At 61.1% G+C, this 22,945-nt stretch carries 17 protein-coding genes and 3 pseudogenes; 12 read left to right on the top strand and 8 right to left on the bottom strand.

The window, feature by feature from the left end:
- The first annotated feature begins 89 nt into the window (after nucleotides 1–89).
- The 6 genes and pseudogenes from hemB to GA0061105_RS20095 all read left to right on the top strand — a co-directional run bounded on the left by hemB (nucleotide 90) and on the right by GA0061105_RS20095 (nucleotide 4,150).
- On the top strand, nucleotides 90–1,103 hold the full coding sequence (gene hemB, locus GA0061105_RS20070; protein ID WP_064692517.1) for a porphobilinogen synthase: 1,014 nt from the start codon (nucleotides 90–92) through the stop codon (nucleotides 1,101–1,103).
- 74 nt (nucleotides 1,104–1,177) lie between these two features.
- Nucleotides 1,178–1,636: an RDD family protein gene (locus GA0061105_RS20075; RefSeq protein ID WP_064692516.1), complete on the top strand. Its 459-nt coding sequence runs from the start codon at nucleotides 1,178–1,180 to the stop codon at nucleotides 1,634–1,636.
- 192 nt (nucleotides 1,637–1,828) lie between these two features.
- Nucleotides 1,829–2,605, top strand: a complete 777-nt coding sequence (locus GA0061105_RS20080) for an arginyltransferase (protein ID WP_064692515.1) — start codon at nucleotides 1,829–1,831, stop codon at nucleotides 2,603–2,605.
- Nucleotides 2,606–3,487, top strand: a complete 882-nt coding sequence (locus GA0061105_RS20085) for a DMT family transporter (RefSeq protein WP_092752418.1) — start codon at nucleotides 2,606–2,608, stop codon at nucleotides 3,485–3,487.
- Between the two features lie 55 nt (nucleotides 3,488–3,542).
- Nucleotides 3,543–3,755: pseudogene (locus GA0061105_RS20090) on the top strand (AbrB/MazE/SpoVT family DNA-binding domain-containing protein); the annotation flags it as partial.
- 9 nt (nucleotides 3,756–3,764) lie between these two features.
- Nucleotides 3,765–4,150 (top strand): annotated as a pseudogene (locus GA0061105_RS20095) (type II toxin-antitoxin system death-on-curing family toxin).
- Here the strand turns inward: GA0061105_RS20095 and GA0061105_RS20100 are convergent.
- Nucleotides 4,140–4,601 carry an SRPBCC family protein gene (locus GA0061105_RS20100; protein WP_092752420.1) on the bottom strand — a complete coding sequence of 154 codons (462 nt, stop codon included), beginning with the start codon at nucleotides 4,599–4,601 and terminating at the stop codon, nucleotides 4,140–4,142. The pseudogene GA0061105_RS20095 and the gene GA0061105_RS20100 sit on opposite strands and share 11 nt — an antisense overlap.
- Before the next feature lie 250 nt (nucleotides 4,602–4,851).
- Nucleotides 4,852–7,107, bottom strand: a complete 2,256-nt coding sequence (parC, locus tag GA0061105_RS20105; RefSeq protein ID WP_092752422.1) for a DNA topoisomerase IV subunit A — start codon at nucleotides 7,105–7,107, stop codon at nucleotides 4,852–4,854.
- A gap of 236 nt (nucleotides 7,108–7,343) precedes the next feature.
- Between parC and GA0061105_RS20110 the strand changes: the two genes are divergently transcribed.
- Entirely contained in the window at nucleotides 7,344–8,531 is a 1,188-nt protein-coding gene (locus tag GA0061105_RS20110; RefSeq protein ID WP_064692510.1) for a YdgA family protein, read from the top strand.
- 89 nt (nucleotides 8,532–8,620) lie between these two features.
- Here the strand turns inward: GA0061105_RS20110 and GA0061105_RS20115 are convergent, their stop codons facing one another.
- On the bottom strand, nucleotides 8,621–9,262 hold the full coding sequence (locus tag GA0061105_RS20115) for a TetR/AcrR family transcriptional regulator (protein WP_092752424.1): 642 nt from the start codon (nucleotides 9,260–9,262) through the stop codon (nucleotides 8,621–8,623).
- A gap of 9 nt (nucleotides 9,263–9,271) precedes the next feature.
- Between GA0061105_RS20115 and GA0061105_RS20120 the strand changes: the two are divergent.
- Nucleotides 9,272–9,729: pseudogene (locus GA0061105_RS20120) on the top strand (serine hydrolase); the annotation flags it as partial.
- A gap of 64 nt (nucleotides 9,730–9,793) precedes the next feature.
- Here the strand turns inward: GA0061105_RS20120 and aspS are convergent.
- On the bottom strand, nucleotides 9,794–11,584 hold the full coding sequence (aspS, locus tag GA0061105_RS20125) for an aspartate--tRNA ligase (RefSeq protein ID WP_092752426.1): 1,791 nt from the start codon (nucleotides 11,582–11,584) through the stop codon (nucleotides 9,794–9,796).
- Nucleotides 11,585–11,834: 250 nt separating this feature from the next.
- Here aspS and GA0061105_RS20135 point away from each other — a divergent pair, with 250 nt between their 5' ends.
- From GA0061105_RS20135 to GA0061105_RS20150, 4 genes are all read left to right on the top strand, one after another.
- Nucleotides 11,835–13,226 carry a multicopper oxidase family protein gene (locus tag GA0061105_RS20135; RefSeq protein ID WP_092752528.1) on the top strand — a complete coding sequence of 464 codons (1,392 nt, stop codon included), beginning with the start codon at nucleotides 11,835–11,837 and terminating at the stop codon, nucleotides 13,224–13,226.
- 129 nt (nucleotides 13,227–13,355) lie between these two features.
- Nucleotides 13,356–14,501 (top strand): ribonuclease D, encoded by a 1,146-nt coding sequence (rnd, locus tag GA0061105_RS20140; RefSeq protein ID WP_064692689.1) that lies wholly within the window; start codon nucleotides 13,356–13,358, stop codon nucleotides 14,499–14,501.
- Nucleotides 14,502–14,685: 184 nt separating this feature from the next.
- Nucleotides 14,686–15,747 (top strand): adenylate/guanylate cyclase domain-containing protein, encoded by a 1,062-nt coding sequence (locus tag GA0061105_RS20145; RefSeq protein WP_092752427.1) that lies wholly within the window; start codon nucleotides 14,686–14,688, stop codon nucleotides 15,745–15,747.
- Nucleotides 15,748–15,842: 95 nt separating this feature from the next.
- Nucleotides 15,843–17,201 (top strand): esterase-like activity of phytase family protein, encoded by a 1,359-nt coding sequence (locus tag GA0061105_RS20150; protein WP_092752429.1) that lies wholly within the window; start codon nucleotides 15,843–15,845, stop codon nucleotides 17,199–17,201.
- A 91-nt stretch (nucleotides 17,202–17,292) separates the two neighbouring features.
- Here GA0061105_RS20150 and ppx read toward each other — a convergent pair whose 3' ends face one another.
- The 4 genes from ppx to GA0061105_RS20170 all read right to left on the bottom strand — a co-directional run bounded on the left by ppx (nucleotide 17,293) and on the right by GA0061105_RS20170 (nucleotide 22,925).
- Complete coding sequence (gene ppx, locus GA0061105_RS20155) at nucleotides 17,293–18,813, bottom strand: exopolyphosphatase (RefSeq protein ID WP_064692506.1); 1,521 nt, start codon at nucleotides 18,811–18,813, stop codon at nucleotides 17,293–17,295.
- Nucleotides 18,814–18,824: 11 nt separating this feature from the next.
- Nucleotides 18,825–21,029, bottom strand: a complete 2,205-nt coding sequence (locus GA0061105_RS20160; RefSeq protein WP_064692505.1) for an RNA degradosome polyphosphate kinase — start codon at nucleotides 21,027–21,029, stop codon at nucleotides 18,825–18,827.
- Nucleotides 21,030–21,094: 65 nt separating this feature from the next.
- Nucleotides 21,095–21,808 (bottom strand): DnaA regulatory inactivator HdaA, encoded by a 714-nt coding sequence (hdaA, locus tag GA0061105_RS20165; protein WP_064692504.1) that lies wholly within the window; start codon nucleotides 21,806–21,808, stop codon nucleotides 21,095–21,097.
- A complete protein-coding gene (locus GA0061105_RS20170; protein ID WP_064692503.1) occupies nucleotides 21,801–22,925 on the bottom strand; it encodes an AI-2E family transporter in 1,125 nt (374 codons plus the stop codon). The genes hdaA and GA0061105_RS20170 overlap by 8 nt, the downstream gene beginning before the upstream one ends.
- Between the last annotated feature and the right edge of the window lie 20 nt (nucleotides 22,926–22,945).

Raw genomic sequence — 22,945 nt, forward strand, 5'->3', positions numbered from 1 at the left:
TTCCGCCGCGGCCAATCGTCCGGTTTGGATTTTCCGGGCGCCATGATAATGAGCGCCCCAATAAATGGAATGGGCCAGGGATAGATATCATGCAAGACAAGACGCATCTCGTCGACGAGATCACCGGCCATCGCCGCATGCGGCGCAACCGCAAGGCGGACTGGACGCGCCGCCTCGTGCAGGAGAACCGGCTGACGGTCGACGACCTGATTTGGCCGATCTTCATCGTCCCAGGCTCCGGCATCATCGATCCAATCCCGGCCATGCCGGGCGTCAACCGCATGAGCATCGACAAGGCCGTGGAAGCTGCGCGGGAAGCGGCCGGCCTCGGCATTCCGGCGCTTGCCACCTTTCCGAACATCGAGATGGAGCTGCGCGACGACACCGGGTCGAACAGCCTCGAAGCCAACAACCTGATCAACCAGGCGACAGCGGCGATCAAGAAGGCGGTGCCCAATATCGGCGTCATCACCGACGTCGCGCTCGATCCCTTCACCAGCCACGGCCATGACGGCATCCTGAGAGGCAGCGAGATCGTCAACGACGAAACCGTCGATCAGGTGGCGCGCGCCGCCGTGATGCAGGCGGATGCCGGCGCCGACATTATCGCACCATCGGAAATGATGGACGGGCGCATCGGCGCGATCCGCATGGCGCTCGATGCGGCCGGCCACCAGAACGTCGGCATCATGAGCTATGCGACGAAATTCGCTTCCGCCTTCTATGGCCCCTACCGCGAGGCGATCTCGACCGGCGGGCTGCTGAAAGGCGACAAGAAGACCTATTATATCGATCCGGCCAACGGCACCGAGGCGATCCGCGATGCCGCGCTCGACGTCGATGAAGGCGCCGACATGCTGATGGTCAAGCCCGGCCTGCCCTATCTCGACATCTGCTGGCGTATGAAGGAGGCCTTCGGCCTGCCGACCTTCGCTTATCAAGTGTCAGGCGAATATACGCAGATCAAGGCGGCGGCGATGAATGGCTGGATCGACGGCGAGCGGGCGATGCTGGAAACGTTGCTTTCGTTCAAGCGGGCGGGATGCGACGGCGTCCTCACCTATTTTGCGGTCGAGGTGGCGAAAATTCTCGCAAAGAGGTGATTTCGGGGCGAATGATTGTATTTCGCCCCGTCGACACCATATCAGCGGCGTCGCGTTTGCGAGAGGAGATTGAGATGAGCTACAACCCCAATCCGCTTTATGCTGCACCGGAGGACTGGCGCGCTTATAGCGGCGTGTTGAGCCGCCGTGTCTTTGCTTTCATCCTCGATTACCTCATCGTGGCGCTGCTGTGCATTCCCGCGGCGATCGTTCTGTTCTTCCTGTCGATCGTCACGCTCGGCCTCGGCTTCTTCCTCTACCCTGCCCTCTTCGTCATCGTCGCCGGCGTTTATTTCGGCCTGACCGTCGGCGGGCCGAGCCAAGCCTCGCTCGGCATGCGCGCGATGGGAATCGCGATTGTGCGCGTCGATGGCCGGCCGATGGATTTCCTAACGGCGATCGTGCATCTGGCACTGTTCTGGATCCTTAACTCGGTGCTGACGCCGCTCATCCTGCTTGCCGGCCTGTTTATCGAGCGCAGCCGCCTCATCCACGACCTCCTGGTCGGCACGGTGACGGTGCGCACTGCCTGAGACCCATACGGAGGTCTCGCGGCGGAGACGAAAAAGGTCTCCGCCTTCCCTGCACCCGAGATGACGACGCTCCATTTCGCAAATTAGAAGACTGAAATGTAGGGCGAAGACCGCCGCGCTGTTGACGTTTTCTATTCTTAGGTCATGCTGTCAGAAAACGGCACTGTCTCGACAAGGAAATTTCCGCGACAAATGAATACGCAGGCGACGCCATCCCCGCAGTTTTATCTGACGGCTCCGGCTACGTGCCCGTATCTGCCGCATGAGATGGAGCGCAAGGTGTTCACCCATCTGGTCGGCCCGCGTGCCGCCGAGATGAACGACATCCTGACCCAGGGTGGGTTCCGCCGCTCGCAGAACATTGCCTACCGCCCGGCCTGCGAATCCTGCCGGGCCTGCGTTTCCGTGCGAATCCTCGCCCAGGAATTCGAACCGACGAAATCGATGAAGCGGGTGCTTGCCGCCAATTCCGATGTCATCGCCACCGAATTCGCCGCCCAGCCTTCCAGCGAACAATATTCGCTCTTCCGACGCTATCTCGATTTTCGCCACCAGCAGGGCGGCATGTCAGACATGACCGTGCTCGATTACGCGATCATGGTGGAAGACACGCATGTGAACACGCGAATCGTCGAATACCGCCGACGCGAGGAAGGCTCTGGGCTGGAAGAGCGGCCGAAGGGCGAGTTGCTTGCCGCTGCACTGACCGACACGATGAGCGACGGGCTGTCGATGGTCTATTCCTATTTCAATCCGGCGCTCGACCGTCGGTCGCTTGGCACATTCATGATTCTCGACCATGTCAGGCGCACGAAAGCGCTTGGCCTGCCGCATGTCTACCTCGGCTATTGGGTTCAAGGGTCGCGGAAGATGGACTACAAGACGCGTTTTCAGCCGCAGGAGCATCTGACGCCGCGCGGCTGGGAGCGTTTCGACCCCACATCCATGCCCGAAAGCACCCACGACTGAATGTCCGCCACCGCTTCCGAGCACAGGAAGGGCCTGCTGCTGACGGCGATCGGCGGCCTGGCGCTGTCGATCGATATCCCGCTTGTTCGCCTTGGCGATGGCGACATCTGGTCGATTCTCGGAATGCGGAGCGCAGCAACGGTTCTCGCCACGCTGGTCATCCTTGGAGCAATGCGCCTTGCCTCGGGCAAATGGCCGGTCCTCGTTCCGGGGCAACCCGGCCTGTTCGCTGGTCTGCTCTACGGCTTCTCCTCCCTCACCTTCGTGCTGGCCGTCTTCAATACGACCACAGCCAATGTCGTCTTCATCGTCGCTTTCAACCCGATGTTCGGAGCGCTTCTTTCCTGGATTTTCCTCAAGGAGAGGCCATCGGCCGCAACGCATATCGCCATGCTGTTCATGATATCAGGCGTCGGACTGATCGTGAGCGAGGGGCTTTCCAGCGGCCATTTTTTTGGCGACGCCATGGCGCTTCTCAGCGCCCTTATTCTTGCCGCAGCCATCACGATCGGCCGGGCGTCGCGCCGGGAAATGGGCTTCGTGCCATTGCTTGCCGCCGTCCTGCCAGCTGCGCTTGGCTTCGCGCAAGTGCTGCCCGCGGGGCTTTCCATCACCCATCCCGGCTGGATCCTTTTCAACGGCGCCATCGTGATGCCGGTCGCCTTCTGGTGCCTCGCGACCGGGCCGCGCTATCTTTCCGCGCCTGAAGTCGGAATGTTCTACCTGCTCGAAACGGTGCTCGCGCCCATCTGGGTCTGGCTGATCTTTGCCGAAACGCCTGCGACGATGACGCTCGTCGGCGGCAGCATCCTCGTGGCGACCATTGCCGCGCATTCCCTCTGGATGGCGCGGCGGAAGAGTATCAGGCAAGGGTTGATGTGACGTTGTCGCCTGCTCGGCGCCATCTTGCAACGGCGTTATCACAGAGGACAGAGCGATGAACGTCACGATCCGCAAGATCGGAAATTCCGATGGTGTCATCATTCCCAAAGAGGTGTTGGATCGCCTTGGACTAAAAGCAGGCGACTTGCTGGAATTGCAAATGGAAAACGGCGTTATCATTTTGAAACCGGCCGATGAGGATCTGTCCCGTCAGCTTGAGGCGGCGCGCTATTTCATGGACAAATATAAGCTTGCCCTGAAGAAGCTGGGCCGAATAATGGCCGTGAAATTCCTGCCTAGGCCGTTCGTGGAGAGCCTGCAGACAATGCAGATCGAGCGGTTCGGCGGGCTTGCCGGACCGGGTGACGAAGGCGCGCTGGAATCGCTCTCGGCCGGCCAACGCATAAAGCCTACTACGGCTGCAAAGACGTCATCGAACTCGCCGCCGCATATCTTTTCGGCATTTCCCGCAACCACGCATTCTAAGGCAACAAGCGCATCGCGATCGTCACCGCCGGTGTATTCCTCCTCGAAAATGGCTACGAGGTAGAGACCACTGACGCCCATCTCTACGCTTTCGTCCTTGCCGTCGCCGCCGGCGAGATCGACGAGGAAGGCGCGACCCGCTTCCTTCGGGATTTCAGCGTGCCGCTCAACCCGTAGCCTTCAACTGCTGCTGTTCCAATTCCCGGTCCAGCGCCTCGACCACATGCGCCCAGCCTTGCCGGGTCTTTTCCTCGTGTTCGGCCCACTCGGCGCACATTATGTGGGTCAATGTCAGGCGGCTGCCATTGCCGAGAGACTCGATATCGATCTCGACGCGGTCGCAGTTATGATCATGTTCCTCGACTGAGAAGCTGAACGCCATGTGCCGAGGGCGCTTCAACTCCAGGAACATGCCCTGGTGAAAAGCGTCTCCTGTCGGTCGGCGATCGACGATGAAAAAGCGTCCGCCGACGCGCGGATCGATATCGGCTCGGATGACATGGCCATCGTCGGTCGCAAACAGGAAGCGCCGGGCGATTTCGGGGTTGAGCCAGGCGTCATAGACGACAGCCGGCGGCGTCTTATAGGTGTGGCTGACGCGGCATTTGATCGTGTTGGCGGCGAGCATCGAATTTCCTCCGTTAAAGGCGCACGCGTCTTCCCTAAGCGCACGGCCCACAGCCGCTCCGTCCGCCCACGGAACCGGCTTTCTCTTATTTTTGGTAACAGGAGTGAGATAGAGAGGTTCCGGAACTCGCCAAGAGCCGAGCGCAGAATTTACTGCGCATCCTTGAATCCGCCTCGATAAATCTAAAATTTGCAGGTAATCAATGAGTTACGGGGCCGGCGCCTGATAGCACACGCGGCCCCGTGAAAGCTCAGCCGGCAAATTTGCCGCTGCGCGGAAAACCCTTCGGCACGGTGCGGCCGGCGCTCGCGCGGTCGGCCAACCATTCGGCAAGCTCGTCCTTGTTCTTCGTGAAGGTGCGGCCGGCGCTGTCCTCCCAGACGAGGCCCTCCGCTATTGCGAAGCAGCGGACATCGGATATGCCGCCGTCCTTGTAGCGCTGCAGGCGAACGCCCTTGCCGCGCGACATTTCCGGCACCTGCGCGAGCGGGAAGACCAGCAGCTTGCGATTTTCGCCGACGACGGCGACATGGTCACCGCTGACGGGCACGAGCAGTTGCGTTTCCTCGGGCAGCGCGACGTTCATGATCTGCTTGCCCTTACGCGTATTGGCGACCAGCTCGGCTTCGGGAACGACGAAGCCGTTGCCGGCTGTGGAAACGATCAGTTGCTTGCGCGAGGGATCATGGACGAAAGCGGTCAGCACCGCCTGATCATTGTCCATATCCACCATGATGCGCAGCGGCTCGCCATGGCCACGGCCACCCGGCAGCTTGTCGCCACCGAGCGTGAAGGCCTTGCCGCCCGTGGTGACGATCAGGATCTTGTCCGTCGTCTGCGCCGGGAAGGCCACCTTCAGGCCGTCGCCTTCCTTGAAGGTCAGCGTCGCCGTATCGGCGATATGACCCTTCAGCGCGCGGATCCAACCCTTTTCGGAAATGACGACCGTGATCGGTTCCTTCTCGATCATCGCCTGCTGGATCGCTTCCTCATCGGCCTCAGGCGCATCGGCGAACTGGGTGCGGCGGCGGCCGACCTCGGTCGCCTTGGCGAATTTCTTCTTCACCTCGCCGATTTCCCAGGCGACTGTCTGCCACTGCTTGTCGTCGGAGGCGAGCAGCGCCTCGATCTCGCCCTTTTCCTTGGTGAGCTCGTCGAATTCCTTGCGGATCTCGAACTCTTCGAGCTTGCGCAGGGCGCGCAGCCGCATGTTAAGGATCGCCTCGACCTGGTTGTCGGTCAGATCCCATCGCGCCATCATGACGGGCTTCGGCTCGTCTTCCTCTCGGATGATCCGGATCACTTCATCGATATTCAGATAGGCGACCAGAAGACCGCCGAGGATTTCGAGACGTCTTTCGATCGCCGCCAGACGGAAACGGGAGCGCCGCTGCAAGACCTCGCGACGGTGGTCCAGCCACTCCTTCAGCACTTCGTTCAGCGCCATGACCCTGGGGATGCGGCCCATGGACAGGACGTTCATGTTGAGCGGGAAGCGGCTTTCGAGCTCCGTCAGCTTGAACATCGATTCCATCAGGATCGTCGGGTCGACGCTGCGCGACTTCGGCACCAGGACGACGCGGATGTCCTCGGCCGATTCGTCGCGGATATCTTCCAGGAGCGGCAGCTTGCGGGCGATGAGCAGCTCGGCGATCTTTTCGATCAGGCGCGATTTCTGCACCTGGAAGGGAATTTCGGTGATGACGATCTGATAGCCGCCGCGGCCGAGATCTTCCGTCTGCCATTTTGCCCGCACGCGGAAACCGCCGCGGCCGGTGCGGTAGCTCTCGATGATGCTGTCGCGGCTGTCGATAATGATGCCGCCGGTTGGGAAATCCGGGCCGGGAATGAATTCGACGAGCTTCTCGACTGTGGCATCGGGATGCTTGATCAGATGCAGCGCCGCGTCGCAAAGCTCGTGGGCATTATGCGACGGGATCGAGGTCGCCATGCCGACGGCGATGCCGGAGGAGCCGTTGGCAAGCAGGTTCGGAAAGGCGCCGGGAAGGACCACCGGCTCGGAATTCGATTCATCATAGGTGTCACGGAAATCGACGGCGTCCTGATCGATGCCTTCGAGCAGCAGTTCGGAGACCGCCGTCATCTTCGATTCGGTGTAACGCATGGCGGCGGGACTGTCGCCATCGATATTGCCGAAATTGCCCTGGCCGTTGACCAGCGTATAACGCTGCGAGAAATCCTGGGCGAGACGGGCAAGCGCGTCATAGATCGATTGGTCGCCGTGCGGATGGTAGTTACCCATCACTTCGCCGACGATCTTGGCGCATTTCCTGAAGGCCGAGGTCGGCCTCAGTCCCATCTCGTTCATCGCATAGACGATGCGACGATGGACAGGCTTCAGCCCGTCGCGCACGTCGGGCAAAGCGCGGTGCATGATGGTCGACAGCGCATAGGCGAGATACCGCTGCTCGAGCGCCGCCTTGAGGTCGACCGGCTGGATGTTGTCGTCGTCTCCGCCAGAAGGCGGCAAAATCTCTTGTCCCATGGGTCCTGACTAGCTCAGAAGAGCCCGACGGGCAAGGAATCCAGGCCATTGCAGCTGTGGATGAAGTCTACCGATCGACATTGAAGAATTGAGACAAGCTCATCACCCGCAATTTGGATTTCGTTTGCCCTTCCTTTCAACAAAAAATTAGTGGGCCGCAATATAAAGCCGACCTAATCCGTAGTAGCGTAACTGCAGATTTCCAAACCGCCACACGCCACCAGAGGAATCACCCCATGAACTTTCACCGGACAACGCGGCTGATGCTGTCGGGCGCAGCCTTTTTCTCACTCGCCGGCTCGGCTTTCGCCCTCGATGGCAACGATCTGCTGAAGAAGCTCAATGCCGCCTATGCCGCGCAGGGCGGAACCATCTCGGCTGACGGCGTCGATATCAACGGCACGACCGTCACCCTGAAGAATGTCAGCGTCAAACCGACCGGCGGCGAGAGCCTCCCCATCGGCGAAGTCACCCTGTCCGGCGTGGAAGAAGACGAGGACGGCGGCTATTACATCGAAGAGGCCGCCTTCCCCGATATCAACACCACGAAAGACGGCGTCACCGTGACCGCACAGGAGCTGACGCTCGGCGGCATTTCCGTTCCGGCCACACCGGGCGGTGACAGCCTCGATACGATGATGCTCTATGAAACCGCCCATACCGGCCCGTTGAAGGTAGTCAAGGACGGTGCGGAAGTGTTTTCCGTGCTCGAAAGCGACATGAATCTGACGCTGCGCGAAGATGAATCCGGCTTTGATTTCGACGGCGCCTTCAAAAGCATGAAGGCCGACCTCAGCAAGGCAGAGGATCCCCAGAGCAAGGATGCGATCGAGAAACTCGCCCTGCAGCACGTCCAAGGCGACATCACTATGAAAGGTGCCTGGGAACTCGCGCCGGGCACAATCGACATTTCGGAATTCGCGCTGGACTTCAACAATATCGGCAAGCTCAATCTGGGCTTCAAAATCTCCGGCTACACGATGGCCTTCATAAAATCGATGCAGGATGCGATGAAGGAATCCGAAGCCAATCCGAACAAGGAACAGGCGCAGCAGGCGCTCGGCCTTGCTATGCTCGGCCTGATGCAGCAGCTGTCCTTCGAGGGTGCGCAGATACGTTTCGAAGATGCTTCGATCACCAAGCGCGCGCTCGATTATGCCGGCGCACAGCAGAATATGTCGGGCAAGCAGATGGCGGATTCACTGAAGGCGATGACACCGATCATGCTGGCGCAGTTCAATGTGCCGGAGTTGCAGAACGCCGTTTCAGCCGCCGTCAACACCTACCTCGACGACCCGAAGAGCCTGACGGTCAAGGCCGCGCCTGCAAAGCCGGTGCCGTTCCCGACGATCGTGGGTGCTGCGATGGGCGCACCGAACACGCTGCCGCAGGTGCTCGGCGTCAAGGTTTCGGCCAACGACTAATCGTCCGGTCTTACCGACGATTGGCCCGGCAGTGTGTGACTGACCCCAGCAGCTGGTGTCAGTCACGAGCTGTCGGGCCTTTTTCGTTTTCAGGCACGATGGCGGGAGAGTTCGGTGATGGCCAGCGCTGCGATATCGAGCAGATCCTCATGTGACGCCCCATCCCTTGCCTGCACCGACATTCCCTGAACAATAGCGGCGAGAAATCGCGCCAGTGCGCGGGCATTGGTCCCGGACTTGATATCGCCCTCGCGGATGCCGCGCTCGATCCTGGCTGCGAAGCCATCGAGCGACTGGCGGCGCAGCGCCGCGACATGATCGGCAACGACCTCGTTCTCGCTGGCGCAGTTCAGCACCGCCGTCGAGATCATGCAGCCTTTCGGATGCTCCGGCGCCGAAAAGATCGCGGCCGAACCTTTCAGTATACGCTCGAAGGCGGACACGGTGTCGATCGGTTCGGCAAGCGCCGAAAACGTGTTGGCGCCCAGCGTCCGGTATTGCTGCAGCGCCTCGCGATAAAGATCGGCCTTCGAGCTGAAGGCCGCATAAAGGCTTTGCGGCGTGATGCCCATGGCCGCAGTGAGATCGGCGATCGAGGCACCCTCATAGCCGTGCGCCCAGAAGGTCTCGCGGGCGGCGGACAGGACGGCCTCGCGGTCGAAAGCCGGTGGGCGGCCGCGGCGGCGGGCGGGAGGGTTTTTCACGTCCTCGCTATTTTTCACAATGGTCACTCTAGAAAGTTGATCGGCGAGGATGCGGTGGTCATGTCTTTGATCGGCCCATTCGCTTCGCGCCGAACCGCATCTTCGATCCGGCCTCCTATCATTCAGGCGGCGCCGGTATGGCGGGAACGGCAGGTGAGGTCCTGGCCATCCTCGAAACCATCCGCAAGTGCGGTGCGCCGCTGCTCTCAAACGAAACCGTACGAATAATGATGGCTGACCAGGCCGGCGGCTACCGCCAGCAATACGAACCCGGCTCAGGCTTTGGCTTCGGATGGTCCGTTATCACCGACCCGGCCGAGGCAGGCGTTCCCTTCCCCGCCGGCACGCTGAAATGGGGCGGTGTCTACGGCCATAGCTGGTTCATCGACCCGGTCAACCGACTGACGGTCGTTGCGCTGACGAACACGACGCTCGAAGGCATGTGGGGCAAATTCACAGTCGATCTTCGCGAGGCGATCTATGCGGCATTATGAGCGACCGAGATAAAAAAGCCCGGCGACAACAATCGCCGGGCTTTTGCATTCAAGCTGAGAACCGTCAGTCCTTTTTCACCGGCGGGATCGGCCGGATCGCGAGTTCGCGCAGCTGCGTCGGCGTTGCCGGGCTCGGCGCGCCCATCAGGAGATCCTGGGCCTGCTGATTCATCGGGAAGAGCGAGATTTCGCGCAGGTTCTTCGCGCCGACGAGCAGCATGATGATGCGGTCGATGCCGAAGGCGGCGCCGCCATGCGGAGGCGCGCCATACTGGAAGGCGCGGTAGAGGCCGCCGAAACGATCCTCGACATCCTGCTGGCTGAGCCCCACCTTCTCGAAGGCGGCGACCATGGTTTCCGGCGACTGGTTACGGATCGAACCGGATGCGATTTCAAAGCCGTTACAGACGGCGTCATACTGGAAAGCCTTGATCGTCAGGGGATCCTGGTTCTGCAGCGCTTCAAGGCCGCCCTGCGGCATCGAGAACGGGTTGTGGGCGAAATCGACCTTCTTCTCCTCTTCGCTCCATTCGAAGAAGGGGAAGTCGACGATCCAGCATAGCTCGAAGCGATCGCGGTCGACGAGGTTCAGTTCTTCGCCGGCCTTGGTGCGAGCCTCGCCCGCAAACTTGTAGAATTTTTCCGGTTCGCCAGCGACGAAGAAGCAGGCATCGCCGTCATCGAGGCCGAGCTGGGTGCGGATGGCGTCGGTGCGCTCCTCGCCGATGTTCTTGGCAAGCGGTCCGGCGCCTTCGAGCTTGTCGCCTTCCTTACGCCAGAAGATGTAGCCGAGACCGGGCTGGCCCTGGCTCTGCGCCCAGGCGTTCATACGGTCGCAGAAGGCGCGCGAACCGCCTGTTTTGGCCGGGATTGCCCAGACCTGGACCTTCGGGTTGGAGGCGATCATGCCGGCGAAGACCTTGAAGCCGGAACCGGCGAAATGCTCGGTCACCGCTTCCATGACGATCGGGTTGCGCAGATCGGGCTTGTCGGAGCCGTATTTGCGGATCGCCTCGTCATAGGGGATGCGCGGCCATTCCTTGGTGACCGGCTTGCCTTCGGCGAACTCCTCGAACACCTTGGTCATCAGCGGACCCATCGTGTTCCAGACATCTTCCTGGGTTACGAAGCTCATTTCGAGGTCGAGCTGGTAGAATTCGCCCGGCAGGCGGTCGGCGCGCGGGTCTTCGTCGCGGAAGCACGGCGCAATCTGGAAATAGCGGTCGAAGCCGGCGACCATCAAGAGCTGCTTGTACTGCTGCGGCGCCTGCGGCAAGGCGTAGAAGGTGCCGGGATGAATACGGCTCGGCACGAGGAAGTCGCGCGCGCCCTCCGGCGAGGAGGCCGTCAGGATCGGCGTCGTATATTCGGTGAAACCCGCGCCGCCCATTTCACGGCGCATGGCCGAAATTACCTGGGTGCGTTTGACGATGTTCTTGTGCAGGGTCTCGCGGCGAAGATCGAGGAAGCGATATTTGAGGCGGACGTCCTCCGGATATTCGGGCTCGCCGAACACCGGCAGCGGCAGTTCCTTGGCGGCGGAGAGCACTTCGATCTCCTGGGCATAGAGCTCGATTTCGCCAGTCGCCATGGTCTTGTTGACGGTGTCTTCGGTACGGGCCTTGACGAGGCCGTCGATGCGGATGACCCATTCGCCGCGCACGGTTTCGGCCATTTTGAAGGCCGGGCTGTCCGGGTCAGCGACGACCTGGGTGATGCCGTAATGGTCGCGAAGATCGATGAAGAGAACGCCGCCATGGTCGCGAACGCGGTGGACCCAGCCGGCGATGCGGACGGTCGAGCCGACATCCGTCTTGCGGAGGGCGGCGCATGTGTGGCTGCGGTAGCGATGCATGATCTCAAATCCTGGCATGTGGTGAGACGGCTGCAAGGGCTCCGAGACCCTCAAGCGCCGACAAGAAAATCGGGCGGAAAAGCGCATGGACGCTCCGATTTGTCAAGGCTTGGCACGCGCAGCCGGGTGTTTGGCACGGGTTTATGGCGAGGCTGCGACGTCTGCGCTGCGGCAGTTTGGCCCGCGCCTGCCGTATTGATGAAAATACCGGTCAACTTTAAAAGGACGCATTCTCGTCATGGAGCGCCCGATGCCCCTCGTTACCCGCCGCAACCTGCTGAAAGCTTCCGCCGTCGCAGGCGCCTATGGCGCAGGCATGGCGATTGCCGGCAAATTCGGACTTGCCGAGGCGGCACCGGAGCCGCAGCTGCTGACGGCGCTAAAGACCGAGGCCATGCTGACCGAGGCGGGACCGACCAGAGATGTCATGAGCTGGGGCCATGGCAGCATGCCGCCGGTTCTGAGGATGATCAAGGGGCGGCCCTACGCGGCGCGACTGAAAAATGGGCTCGACGAGCCGACGACGATCCATTGGCACGGGCTTCGCATCGACAACCGCATGGACGGCGTGCCCTTCGTGACGCAGCCCTATATCTATACCGGTGACAGCTTCGATTACGCCTTCACGCCGCCCGATGCCGGCACCTTCTGGTATCATCCGCATTGCAATACGCTGACGCAGATGGGACACGGTATGACCGGCATGCTCGTCGTCGAGGATCCCGCCGATCCGGAGTTCGACGCGGAGGTGGTGCTGAACCTGCGCGACTGGCGGCTCGGCGGCGACGGACAGTTCATCGCGCCTTTCCGGCCGCGCGATGCTGCCAAAGGCGGCACCTACGGCACGGTGCGCACCGCCAACTGGCGCCAGGAGCCACAATATGACGCGCCGGCCGGCGGGTTGGTGCGGCTGCGGATCGCCATCACCGACGTCACGCGCGTTTTCTCGCTGAGGATGGAAGGAGCCGAGGCGACGGTCATCGCCGTCGATGGCAATCCGGTGCCGAAGCGCTTCCCCCTCGACCTCCTGCAGATCGGGCCTGGCCAGCGGCTCGATCTTGCCGTGCGCATGCCCGATGGAGAAGGCGCCCTCGCTACGCTGGAAGACATCCGCGGCACGGCGCCGAAGACGATCGCCAGCCTGCGTGCGGTCGGAGCATCGTTGAAGCGCGATATCGACGATCTCGGACCTCTTGGTCAAAATCCTGTTCCGAAGGCCGATCTTTCCGCTGCTGAACAAATCCCGCTGGTACTGAGCGCCACCGCCGAAAACGCCGCCGTAGAGAGTATCTGTGGCACGCTCGGTTACAGCTTCTGGGCGATCAACAAGGTGCCGTGGCCGGGCGACACGCCCGATCCGACCGCGCCGCTGGCGGAACTGAAGCTCGGCAAGAGCTATGTGTTCAACCTCGAGAACACCACGCCGCACCCGCATCCGATCCACCTGCACGGAATGAGCTTCACGGCAATCTCTTCATCGACGCGGGAGGTGATGCCGCTGGTGTCCGATACCTATCTCGTCCAGCCGGACGAGAAGGTGCAATTGGCCTTCGTCGCCGATAATCCCGGCGACTGGGTGCTGCATTGCCACATCATCGAGCACCAGAAGACGGGGATGACGAGTTATGTCAGAGTGAGCTGAGGCGCTTGGCTGCCACAGTTTGGACGTGATTCTTCGCCAGCAATGCGCGAAGCCTATGCTGTTGTATTGACATATTGAAGCGAAAGGAGAAGGAAGGTTCAACCGACCTTTTCCTTGCGAATGAATGATATGATCGAAACCACCGCCGATTTGGCGGCCGCCTGCAAAGAGCTGGCCAAGTCCGACTTCATTACCATCGACACCGAATTCCTGCGCGAAACGACCTTCTGGCCGGAGCTTTGCCTGATCCAGATGGCGAGCCCGACATTGGAAGTGCTCGTCGATCCGCTGGCGAAGGGCATCGATCTCGCCCCCTTCTTCGAGCTGATGGCCGACACCAAGGTGTTGAAGGTTTTTCACGCTGCGCGCCAGGACATCGAAATCATCTTCAATCGCGGCAATCTCATTCCGCATCCGATATTCGACACGCAGGTCGCGGCGATGGTCTGCGGCTTCGGCGACAGCGTCTCCTACGATCAGCTGGTCAGCCGCATCAAGAACGTCCATATCGACAAGTCGTCGCGTTTCACAGACTGGAGCCGCCGGCCGCTCTCCGAAAAGCAGCTGGAATACGCGCTGGCCGACGTCACCCACCTGCGCGACGTCTACGTGTCGCTGAAGGCGGAACTCGAGCGTGAAGGCCGCACCTCGTGGCTCCGCGAAGAAATGGACATTCTCGAAGCGCGCGAAACCTACGACATGCATCCCGACGATGCTTGGCAGCGGCTGAAGATGCGTCTGCGCAAGCCGCAGGAGCTGGCGATCCTGAAATATGTCGCCGCCTGGCGCGAGCGTGAGGCACGGGCCCGCAATGTGCCGCGTTCACGCGTATTGAAGGACGATGCGATCTATGAGGTCGCCCAGCAGCAGCCCAAGGACGCCGAGGCGCTCGGGCGCTTGCGCACCATTCCGAAGGGCTGGGAGCGCTCGGCCGCCGGCAGCGCGGTCGTCGAAGCGGTCAACGCGGCGCTCGCTATTCCGAAGGCCGAGATGCCGCATGTGCCGCGCCAGTCGCAGGCGCCCGAGGGTGCAGCTGCCGCCGTCGAGCTCTTGAAGGTGCTGTTGAAGCTGATCTCGGAAAAACATGGCGTGGCGCCGAAGGTGATCGCCAATAGCGAGGATCTCGATAAGATCGCCGCCGACGGCGAAAAGGCCGAGGTCGCCGCCCTGCACGGCTGGCGGCGCGACCTTTTCGGCGAGCCGGCGCTGCAGCTGATCCAAGGCCAGATCGGGCTGCGTTTCGCCGGCCGGAAGGTTGAAACGGTTACGCTCTGAAGTCTAAAGCGCGTCGCATCGAACTTCAGCCAAGCGACGCGCTTCAGCTCCTTGTTTTCATAGATGTCGTCATCCCGGAACCGCTGCGCACTTCGGGCCGATATGCATTAATTCGAATTCGCTTGACGCTATTTTACCAACTGAAACAATGGCCAGGAGAAATTTCGGAGCGAGAAGAGGCGGCATGCGGGAAATATCTCCGACGCAGAACTGGATCCTGATTACGATCGTGCTGGCTGCCAGCGGCGTCGTCTACGATATGATGTTCTACTCCAATCAGACGCCTGTTATCGGGGCGATCTTCGCGCTCTTCATCGGCATGCCGATCCTCGCCTTCGAGCGCAAGGTCCTGTTTCGCACTCTCTACAGACGCATCCACAAACTGCCGACCCCCGTTTTCATCTTCACGGAGCTGGTGATCTACGAGATCCTGATGAGCATCGGCTTCGCCTGCGCCGGCCTGCTGCTTTGGTCCCTCGGCATGGTGAAGCCGTCGTCTCTCCTCGATCTCGTCATCATGCCGTTCGAGGTCTTCCTCTATGCGCTTGCCGTCTGTTCGGCGCTGATCTTCATCCTGCGCGTGCGGGAATTGCTCGGCCGCGAGGTATTCCTCAGCATGCTCGTCAGCCGCTACCGCAATCCGGTCAAGGAAGAACGCGTCTTTCTGTTCATCGATCTCGTCGATTCGACGGCTTTTGCGGAAAAGCACGGCGACCTCAGGGCACAGCAGCTGCTGAGCTCGCTGTTTGCGACCTTTGCCGAGCCTGTCCGGCGTCACAAGGGCATGATCAATGACTATGTCGGCGACGCGGCGATCATTACCTGGCCGCTTGCCCGCGGCGTCAAGGATGCGCGATGCGTTCGCTGCATCTTCGACATTCTTGCCGATATCGAAGCCAATGCGGCCGGCTGGCGGAAAAGCTACGGACAGGTGCCGAAGCTTCGCGCCGCCCTTCACGGCGGCGAGATCATTACGGCGGAAGTCGGCGTCGACCACCACAAGATCAGTTATTTCGGGGACACGGTGAATACGACCGCTCGGCTGGAAACGCTCTGCCGCAGCTTGAACCGGCAGGTCCTGATCTCTGCCGAGCTTGCCCGGCGCATGGAGTTTCCAGACGACGTCGCCTGTGAGGATCTCGGCATTCATGCCGTCAAGGGACGCGGCCAGGCACTCGGCGTCATGGCGCTTTCCTCGCGCGCGGTGACCGTGCTGAACACGCCCGCGGTCATTCTGCACGGCTGAGCAAGGCACGTCACCAAAGCTTCACCCAATCGTCAATTCACCGACACGGAAGCCCTGTTAAGCGAGTGCATTCGCATCCGTTCCATGGGGATATTATGAAGAACGTCCTTCTTGCTTCCGTATCGCTTTTCATTCTGATTGCCGGCCCCGTTTCGGCCAACCAGCAGGAATTTCCGGCAAAGCTCGCGGGCCAGGCCATCCTGCCTGCCAACACCATGGTTCCGGCTCCGGCCGACGCCCCTGAATTCCTCAAGCATTCCGGCAAGTTCACGACGGCGGACCGCAAGCGCACCGAAGGGCTCGGCAGCGTTCCCGGCAAGGACGGCGCCCGCGTCACCGACCTCAAGCTTCCCTTCGACGGCCAACCGGTCCAAGGTTTCTCCGGCATCAAGACGATGGCCGACGGCACCTTCTGGACGCTCTCCGACAACGGCTTCGGCTCCAAGGCCAACTCGTCCGACTCCATGCTGTTCCTGCACCAGATGAAGTTCGACTGGGCGACCAACAAGGCTGAGGTTGTCAAGAACCTCTTCCTTTCCGACCCCAACAAGATCGCTCCGTTCCCGATCGTGCTCGAAGGCACCGATACGCGCTACCTCACCGGCACCGACTTCGACATCGAATCGATCCAGCCGGTTGCCGACGGATTCTGGCTCGGCGACGAATTCGGCCCCTATATCCTGAAGGTCGATACCGAAGGTCGCCTGACGGACGTGATCCCGACCACGCTCGACGGCAAGCCGGTGCTTTCGCCCGACAACCCGCTGATCCAGCTGCCGAGCAATCCAGCCGCCAAGATGCCGGTCTTCAATCTGAAGCGCTCCGGCGGCTTCGAAGGCCTTGCCGTGTCGGAGGATGGTTCCAAACTCTACGGCCTGCTCGAAGGCGCCGTCTATAAGGATGACGGCACGATGGAAACAGCCGACGGTCACACCGCCATCCGTGTCCTCGAGTTCGACGTCGCCTCCAAGAAGTGGACGGGCCGGAGCTGGCTTTATCCGTTCGAGGACAAAGGCGTGTCGATCGGCGACTTCAACATGCTCGACGACACGACTGCTCTCGTTATCGAGCGCGACAGCGGCGCCGGCACCAGCGACAAGGCCTGCGCCGACCCGAAGCAGCCGAAGCCGGATTGCTTCGAAGCTCCGGCGGTGCTGAAGCGCGTCTACAAGATCGAGTTCAACGACGCCAATATCGGCAAGGCCGTCCGCAAGATCGGTTATATCGACCTGATGAACATCCACGACCCCGACAACAAGAAGAAGGCCGGCAGCAAGGACGGCGTCTACGACATGCCCTTCGTCACGATCGAAAACGTCGACCGCGTCGACGCCACGCACATCATCATCGGCAATGACAACAACCTGCCCTTCTCGGCCGGCCGCGCCGTCGACAAGGCCGACAATAACGAGTTCAGCTTGCTCGAAGTTGGCGAGTTTTTGAACGCTAAGTAATTCTGGTTTAATGTGAAATAGAGAGGGCGGTGCGAGAGCGCCGCCCTTTTTGTTGAGGGGGTGCGGTGGGGCACAACGGCCGCAAATCAGGCTACTCGAACCGAAACGCCAGCCTCTTGTTCGTCAGCCGCGACAGCTGCTGCAAACGACCATCCAGACGCTCGCCGGCGAAATCGCGATATTCAGGCGGCACGACGAATTCGAGGTCGAAGTCGGGGTTCGACGATTTGCGGAAGGTCAGGTTCTTGACGATACCGGGCATCGAGGCCGAGAAGAGGTAGATGACGCGCAGCATGCCGCCGAGCAGCTTGGCGCGCTCGATGAACTGCGGCGTGGCGATCTGCGCCAGCGGGCCGGTAGCGCCGTCGTCGTGCAGGCCCTCGAAACGGTAATAATTGGTGAGCGCGATGAAGGCGCGGCCGGGATGGCTGATGCCAACGAAGGAGGAATGGGCGATGACGTTCAGTGCCTGCAGGCCGCGGTAGTCGGGATGGGCGCGCCAGCTGATATCGGCAAGCAGACAGGCGGCCTGGCGGTAGCGGCTTTCCTCTTCGGTTTCCTGGACGCCGAAGAGAGGCATCATCCGGCCCGTCCATTCCGCCAGCTCGCGGGCATGTTCGGGCGAACGCGCACGCAGGATCGCCAGTTCGCCGGCGGCCGAAAGCAGCGGATCGAGGCGGCGCTCGGATTCGGAAAGCAGAGAATAGAGATAGCCCTCACGCACCCCCTGCGCCGAGAAGGAAATCACCGACGGCTTCATCGTGCCCAGGACTTCCTTCATTGCGATGGCGCCGAAGGGCAGCAACGAACGGCGATGTTTCGACACGGCCTGGAGCGCCGGCTCCCTGGAGTCGCGCGCGGTCATCACCTGATCGAGGAACAGCATCATCTCCTCGAGCGAGACCTCGTACCCTTGCATCATGTGCAGCGGGTAATGGGTAATCTCCATGTGCAGCTTGGCGATGTTTCGCCAAGTGCCGCCGACGGCATAGAAGGTACGCCCTTCGCCTTTTGTCAGCAGCTTTGCCGTCTTCACCTGCTTGCGGGCGAAGTCGCGCGCTTTGGAAAGGGAGCCGCCGGCGTATTCCGACAGGCGCAGGCCGCCGAGCGGCAGGGTGATGCCCTTGCCGATCTCCTTGCCCTTGATGTCGATCAGTTCCAGGGAGCCACCACCGAGATCGCCGGCGATGCCATCGGGATTGTAGAAGCCGCTGATGATGCCGAGCGAGGCAAATTTCGCCTCCTCCTCGCCCGAGAGCACTCGGATCTTGCGGCCGAGGATCGTTTCCGCCTGATGGATGAAATCAGGACCGTTGCTCGCTTCGCGCGCCGCCGCCGTCGCCAGAACATACATGGTAGCGGCGCGTGCCTGGTCGGACAGCGCCTTGAAACGGTGCAGCGCCGCCAGAGCGCGGCCGACGCTCTCTTCATCCATCTTGCCGGTGACGGCTATGCCCTTGCCGAGGCCGCAGAGGACCTTTTCGTTGAAAAGAATGGTCGGCGAGCGGGACATGCCTTCGTAGACGACGAGACGAATGGAATTCGATCCGATGTCGACAACGGAGACCGGGGCGATCCCTGGAAGGCGCCCCTGGGCTTCAGATTCAACCATATGGTCCAGTTTTACTTGTTGTTGCGGCCCTCGAGCAGGCCGGCGATCAGTTTCGGCGCGCTTGATTTCAGAGCTTCACCACGGCCTGACAGGCTCGGATTGGTCATAAAATACTGCTGCGCATTGAACGGTTCCTCGCCCCTGCGCACTTCCATGCGCCGCGACGTACCGTCCGGCAATATCTCGTAGCTTTGCTGATTGTCAATCACGTTGCCGAGCATAATCTGTGACAAGACCTGCTCGTGAACGGTCGGATTCGTCAGCGGAACCATGGTCTCGACGCGGCGATCGAGATTTCTCGGCATCATGTCGGCCGAACCTATATAGACCAGCGCCTTGTCCGACGGCAGGCCGTGGCCGTTGCCGAAGCAGAAGATGCGGCTGTGCTCGAGGAAGCGGCCGACGATCGACTTGACGCGGATCTTCTCCGAAAGGCCGGGCACCTGCGGCCGCAGGCAGCAGATGCCGCGCACGACGAGATCGATCTCGACCCCGGCATGGCTGGCGCGATAGAGCGCGTCGATGATGTCGGGATCAACAAGCGAATTCATCTTCATCCAGATCGCCGCCGGCGCGCCATTCCTGGCGTGCTGGATCTCTTCCTCGATGTGGCGCAGGATGCGCGGGCGCATCGTATAGGGCGAGATGGCGAGCTGCATGCCCTCTTCGGGTTCACCGTAGCCGGTGATGAAATTGAAGATATTAGCCATGTCGTGGGCGATGACGGGATTGCAGGTGAAATAGGAGAGGTCCGTATAGATCTTGGCGGTGATCGGGTGGTAGTTGCCGGTCCCAAGGTGGCAATAGGTCCTGAGCTTGCCTTCCTCGCGACGGACGACCATCGACATCTTGGCGTGGGTCTTGAGCTCGATGAAGCCGAAGACGACCTGCACGCCGGCGCGCTCGAGATCGCGCGCCCAGCGGATATTCGCCTCTTCGTCGAAGCGGGCCTTGAGCTCGACCAGCGCCGTCACCGACTTGCCGGCTTCGGCGGCGTCGATCAGCGCGCGAACGATCGGGCTGTCGTTGGAGGTGCGGTAAAGCGTCTGCTTTATCGCCAGGACATCAGGATCGCGCGCAGCCTGGAGAAGAAACTGGACCACCACGTCGAAGGATTCGTAGGGGTGATGAACGACCATGTCCTTTTCGCGGATGGCGGCGAAGCAGTCGCCGGCATGTTCGCGGACGCGCTCGGGAAATCGCGCATTATAGGGCTGGAACCTGAGATCGTCGCGCGGCGCCTTGGTGATCTCGGAAAGGGTGTTCAGCGCCAGGAGGCCCGGCAGAACTGCGACGCGATTGTCGGGAATGCTGAGCGCCTGCACGACGAACTGGCGCAGCGAGGCCGGCATTTCGGAATCGGTCTCGATGCGAATAACCTTGCCGCGGCGGCGGCGCTTCAGCGCCGTTTCGAAGAAGCGGACGAGATCCTCGGCCTCTTCCTCGACTTCGATATCACTGTCGCGGATGACCCGGAATGTACCGGAGCCCTGCACCTCGTAACCCGGGTAGAGCCTGTGGATGAAGACGTTGGCGACATCTTCCAGCGTGATGTAGCGGATCGTGTTTCCATCATCCGGCAGACGAACGAAGCGATCGAGCGCAACAGGCAGGCGCAGTAGGGCCGTCATCGGCTCGCGGCCGTTCTTGCTGACGAGCTGCAGGCCGATCGAGAAGCCGAGATTGGGAATGAAGGGGAACGGATGGGCCGGATCGATCGACAGCGGCGTCAAGACGGGGAAGATCGCCTGTTCGAATTCGGCGGCCAGCCATTGGCGGTCGGCATCGCTCAAGGCGCCGGGGCGCACGATCAGAATGTCTTCCTTGGCGAGATATTGCTGCAGCACGGCGAGCGATGCCTGCTGCTCCATCTGCAGATGGTCGATCTCCTGGAGGATCGAGTCGAGCTGCTCGGCCGGCGTCTTGCCGTCGGGGCTGCGTATGGCGATGTTCTGGCGCACCTGGCCCTCGAGACCGGCGACGCGCACCATGAAGAACTCGTCGAGGTTGGCGGCCGAGATCGACAGGAAGCGGACGCGCTCGAGCAGCGGATGTTCGGTATTCAACGTCTCTTCAAGAACACGACGATTGAACTGCAGCCAGGAGAATTCGCGGTTGATGAAGCGCTCGGGGCTCGTGAGCAGCTCTTCCAGCGGGGGGATGTTGTCGTTGATCTCCGGAGTGAGTTCCTGATGTTCTGCGACTGCGCTATCCATAGTCCGCTTACCCCGTTTCAATCGCCGACGGCAATTATATCAGTTTGACGACGGAACTGTGACAGTCAATCGGCCGGTTCCGAATTTCCCAATTCATTCAATACTTCCGCAGCAAGCGACCGGGTGATTTTCGTGCCCCGCGACAGGGCCAGCCGGTCGAGCCGTTCGACGATCGTCTGGGCCGCATTCAGCGACCGCTCCATCCGGTTGACGATATAGAGCACGAGTTTGTCATCTATATAAAGCTGGCGGTCTGCGAAGAGCTTGACGATCACCTGCGACAACAGCGCCTCGTCGGGCTCGCCTATCTCGACGACCGTCGCCGCTTTCAGGCGCGAACGCAGATCGGGCAGCGAAACCGGCCAGGATATCGGCCAGAGGCGGCTCGTTATCAGCAGGCTGGTGCCGTTTTCACGCACGCTGTTGATCACGTGGAAAAGCGCATTGTCGTCGAAGCCGAGGCGGTCTGCGTCCTCGAACAGCACCGGGCCGGCTGCGGCGGCGATCGCCGCATCCGAGCCAAGCTCGGGATGGATGCTGACGGCGCCGCTCAGTTCCCGCCAGATGCGGGCGAGGTGCGATTTTCCCGAGCCGACGGGGCCGGCAAGCACCACGACCGGCGACGGCCATGCCGGCCACGCATCGACAATCGACACGGCGGCGGCGAGGCGTTCCGAGATCAGGAGATCGTCGCGCCCGCTTGCGGCAGCATGCGAAAACGCCAGCGGCAGCTGCTCTCCGGCCTTGCGCTTCGGATCAGCGTTTTTCACGTCATTCATTGGGTACTGATTTCGTCTTCCGGGCGCGGCCGTCTGACGACCCGCCAAAATAAAGATCGCTCTGAAGGTAGCGCGAAAGCGCGAAGCGAACAAGAACGCCAACGGCCGCGGCGGCCGGCACGGCGATCAGAAGCCCGACGAAACCGAAGAGCGCGCCGAAGGCAAAGAGCGCGAACATCAGCCAGACCGGATGCAGACCGACGCTGGACCCGACGAGCTTCGGCTGCAGGATATTGCCTTCGAGGAACTGGCCGCTGAAGAAGACGACGAGCACCAGTCCGATCCATGGATAATCCGGCCAGAACTGCACGATGGCCACGCCGACGGAGAGAACGAGACCGACGAGTGAGCCGACATAAGGAATGAAACTGATCATGCCGGCGAAGAGGCCGATCAGCAGGCCGAAGTTCAGCCCGACGAGAGAGAGGCCGGCGGCATAATAGATGCCGAGAATGAGGCAGAGGGAGCCTTGGCCGCGGATAAATCCGGCGATCGCCTGATCGATCTCGCTGGCGATCTGACGGACATCGCTGACGTAATCGCGCGGGATCCACTGATCGACCTTGGTGACCATGCGGTCCCAATCGAGCAGGATATAAAAGGCGACGACGGGGGTGACGACGAGCAGCGATATGACGTCGACGATCGCCTTGCCGGAATTCCAGATCTGCGCGAAGAGCCCAGTCAAGAAGCCCATGCCCTCGGAGAGGATTCCGGAGAAATTGTCCTTGATCGTGCCGGCCTGGCTCCTGATCCATTGCGGCAGCAGCGAGTTCTTCGAGGTATCGATGAACTGCTGCAGCTGGCTGATATAACCCGGCAGCCGCTCGGCGAAATCGTTGAACTGGCTGACGAGCACCGGGATGAGGATCATCAGCGCCAAGGTGAAGATGATAACGAAGGCGATCAGGATGACGATGGTCGCCATCATGCGGTTCAAGCCCAGCCGCTGCAGCCTGTCCGCCACCGGATCGAGAAAATAGGCGATCGCCATGCCGGCGACGAAGGGCAGCAGGATCGAGCTGAAGACATAAAGAAAGACGATGAAGAAGACGAGCACGGCCAGCCAGAAGAATATCTGGCGCTTCAGACTATTGCCGCTGACATGCTGTGGCATCGCTTCCCCGCTGATCGCTC

It is taken from the genome of Rhizobium aethiopicum, assembly GCF_900094625.1.
GTDB lineage: Bacteria > Pseudomonadota > Alphaproteobacteria > Rhizobiales > Rhizobiaceae > Rhizobium > Rhizobium aethiopicum.

Excerpts from the sequence above, each read along its gene's own strand:
- hemB (WP_064692517.1), top strand. The coding sequence starts at position 90 with ATGCAAGACAAGACGCATCTCGTCGACGAGATCACCGGCCATCGCCGC.
- GA0061105_RS20075 (WP_064692516.1), top strand. The coding sequence starts at position 1,178 with ATGAGCTACAACCCCAATCCGCTTTATGCTGCACCGGAGGACTGGCGC.
- GA0061105_RS20080 (WP_064692515.1), top strand. The coding sequence starts at position 1,829 with ATGAATACGCAGGCGACGCCATCCCCGCAGTTTTATCTGACGGCTCCG.
- GA0061105_RS20085 (WP_092752418.1), top strand. The coding sequence starts at position 2,606 with ATGTCCGCCACCGCTTCCGAGCACAGGAAGGGCCTGCTGCTGACGGCG.
- GA0061105_RS20100 (WP_092752420.1), bottom strand. The coding sequence starts at position 4,601 with ATGCTCGCCGCCAACACGATCAAATGCCGCGTCAGCCACACCTATAAG.
- parC (WP_092752422.1), bottom strand. The coding sequence starts at position 7,107 with ATGGGACAAGAGATTTTGCCGCCTTCTGGCGGAGACGACGACAACATC.
- GA0061105_RS20110 (WP_064692510.1), top strand. The coding sequence starts at position 7,344 with ATGAACTTTCACCGGACAACGCGGCTGATGCTGTCGGGCGCAGCCTTT.
- aspS (WP_092752426.1), bottom strand. The coding sequence starts at position 11,584 with ATGCATCGCTACCGCAGCCACACATGCGCCGCCCTCCGCAAGACGGAT.
- GA0061105_RS20135 (WP_092752528.1), top strand. The coding sequence starts at position 11,835 with ATGCCCCTCGTTACCCGCCGCAACCTGCTGAAAGCTTCCGCCGTCGCA.
- rnd (WP_064692689.1), top strand. The coding sequence starts at position 13,356 with ATGATCGAAACCACCGCCGATTTGGCGGCCGCCTGCAAAGAGCTGGCC.
- GA0061105_RS20145 (WP_092752427.1), top strand. The coding sequence starts at position 14,686 with ATGCGGGAAATATCTCCGACGCAGAACTGGATCCTGATTACGATCGTG.
- GA0061105_RS20150 (WP_092752429.1), top strand. The coding sequence starts at position 15,843 with ATGAAGAACGTCCTTCTTGCTTCCGTATCGCTTTTCATTCTGATTGCC.
- ppx (WP_064692506.1), bottom strand. The coding sequence starts at position 18,813 with ATGGTTGAATCTGAAGCCCAGGGGCGCCTTCCAGGGATCGCCCCGGTC.
- GA0061105_RS20160 (WP_064692505.1), bottom strand. The coding sequence starts at position 21,029 with ATGGATAGCGCAGTCGCAGAACATCAGGAACTCACTCCGGAGATCAAC.
- hdaA (WP_064692504.1), bottom strand. The coding sequence starts at position 21,808 with ATGAATGACGTGAAAAACGCTGATCCGAAGCGCAAGGCCGGAGAGCAG.
- GA0061105_RS20170 (WP_064692503.1), bottom strand. The coding sequence starts at position 22,925 with ATGCCACAGCATGTCAGCGGCAATAGTCTGAAGCGCCAGATATTCTTC.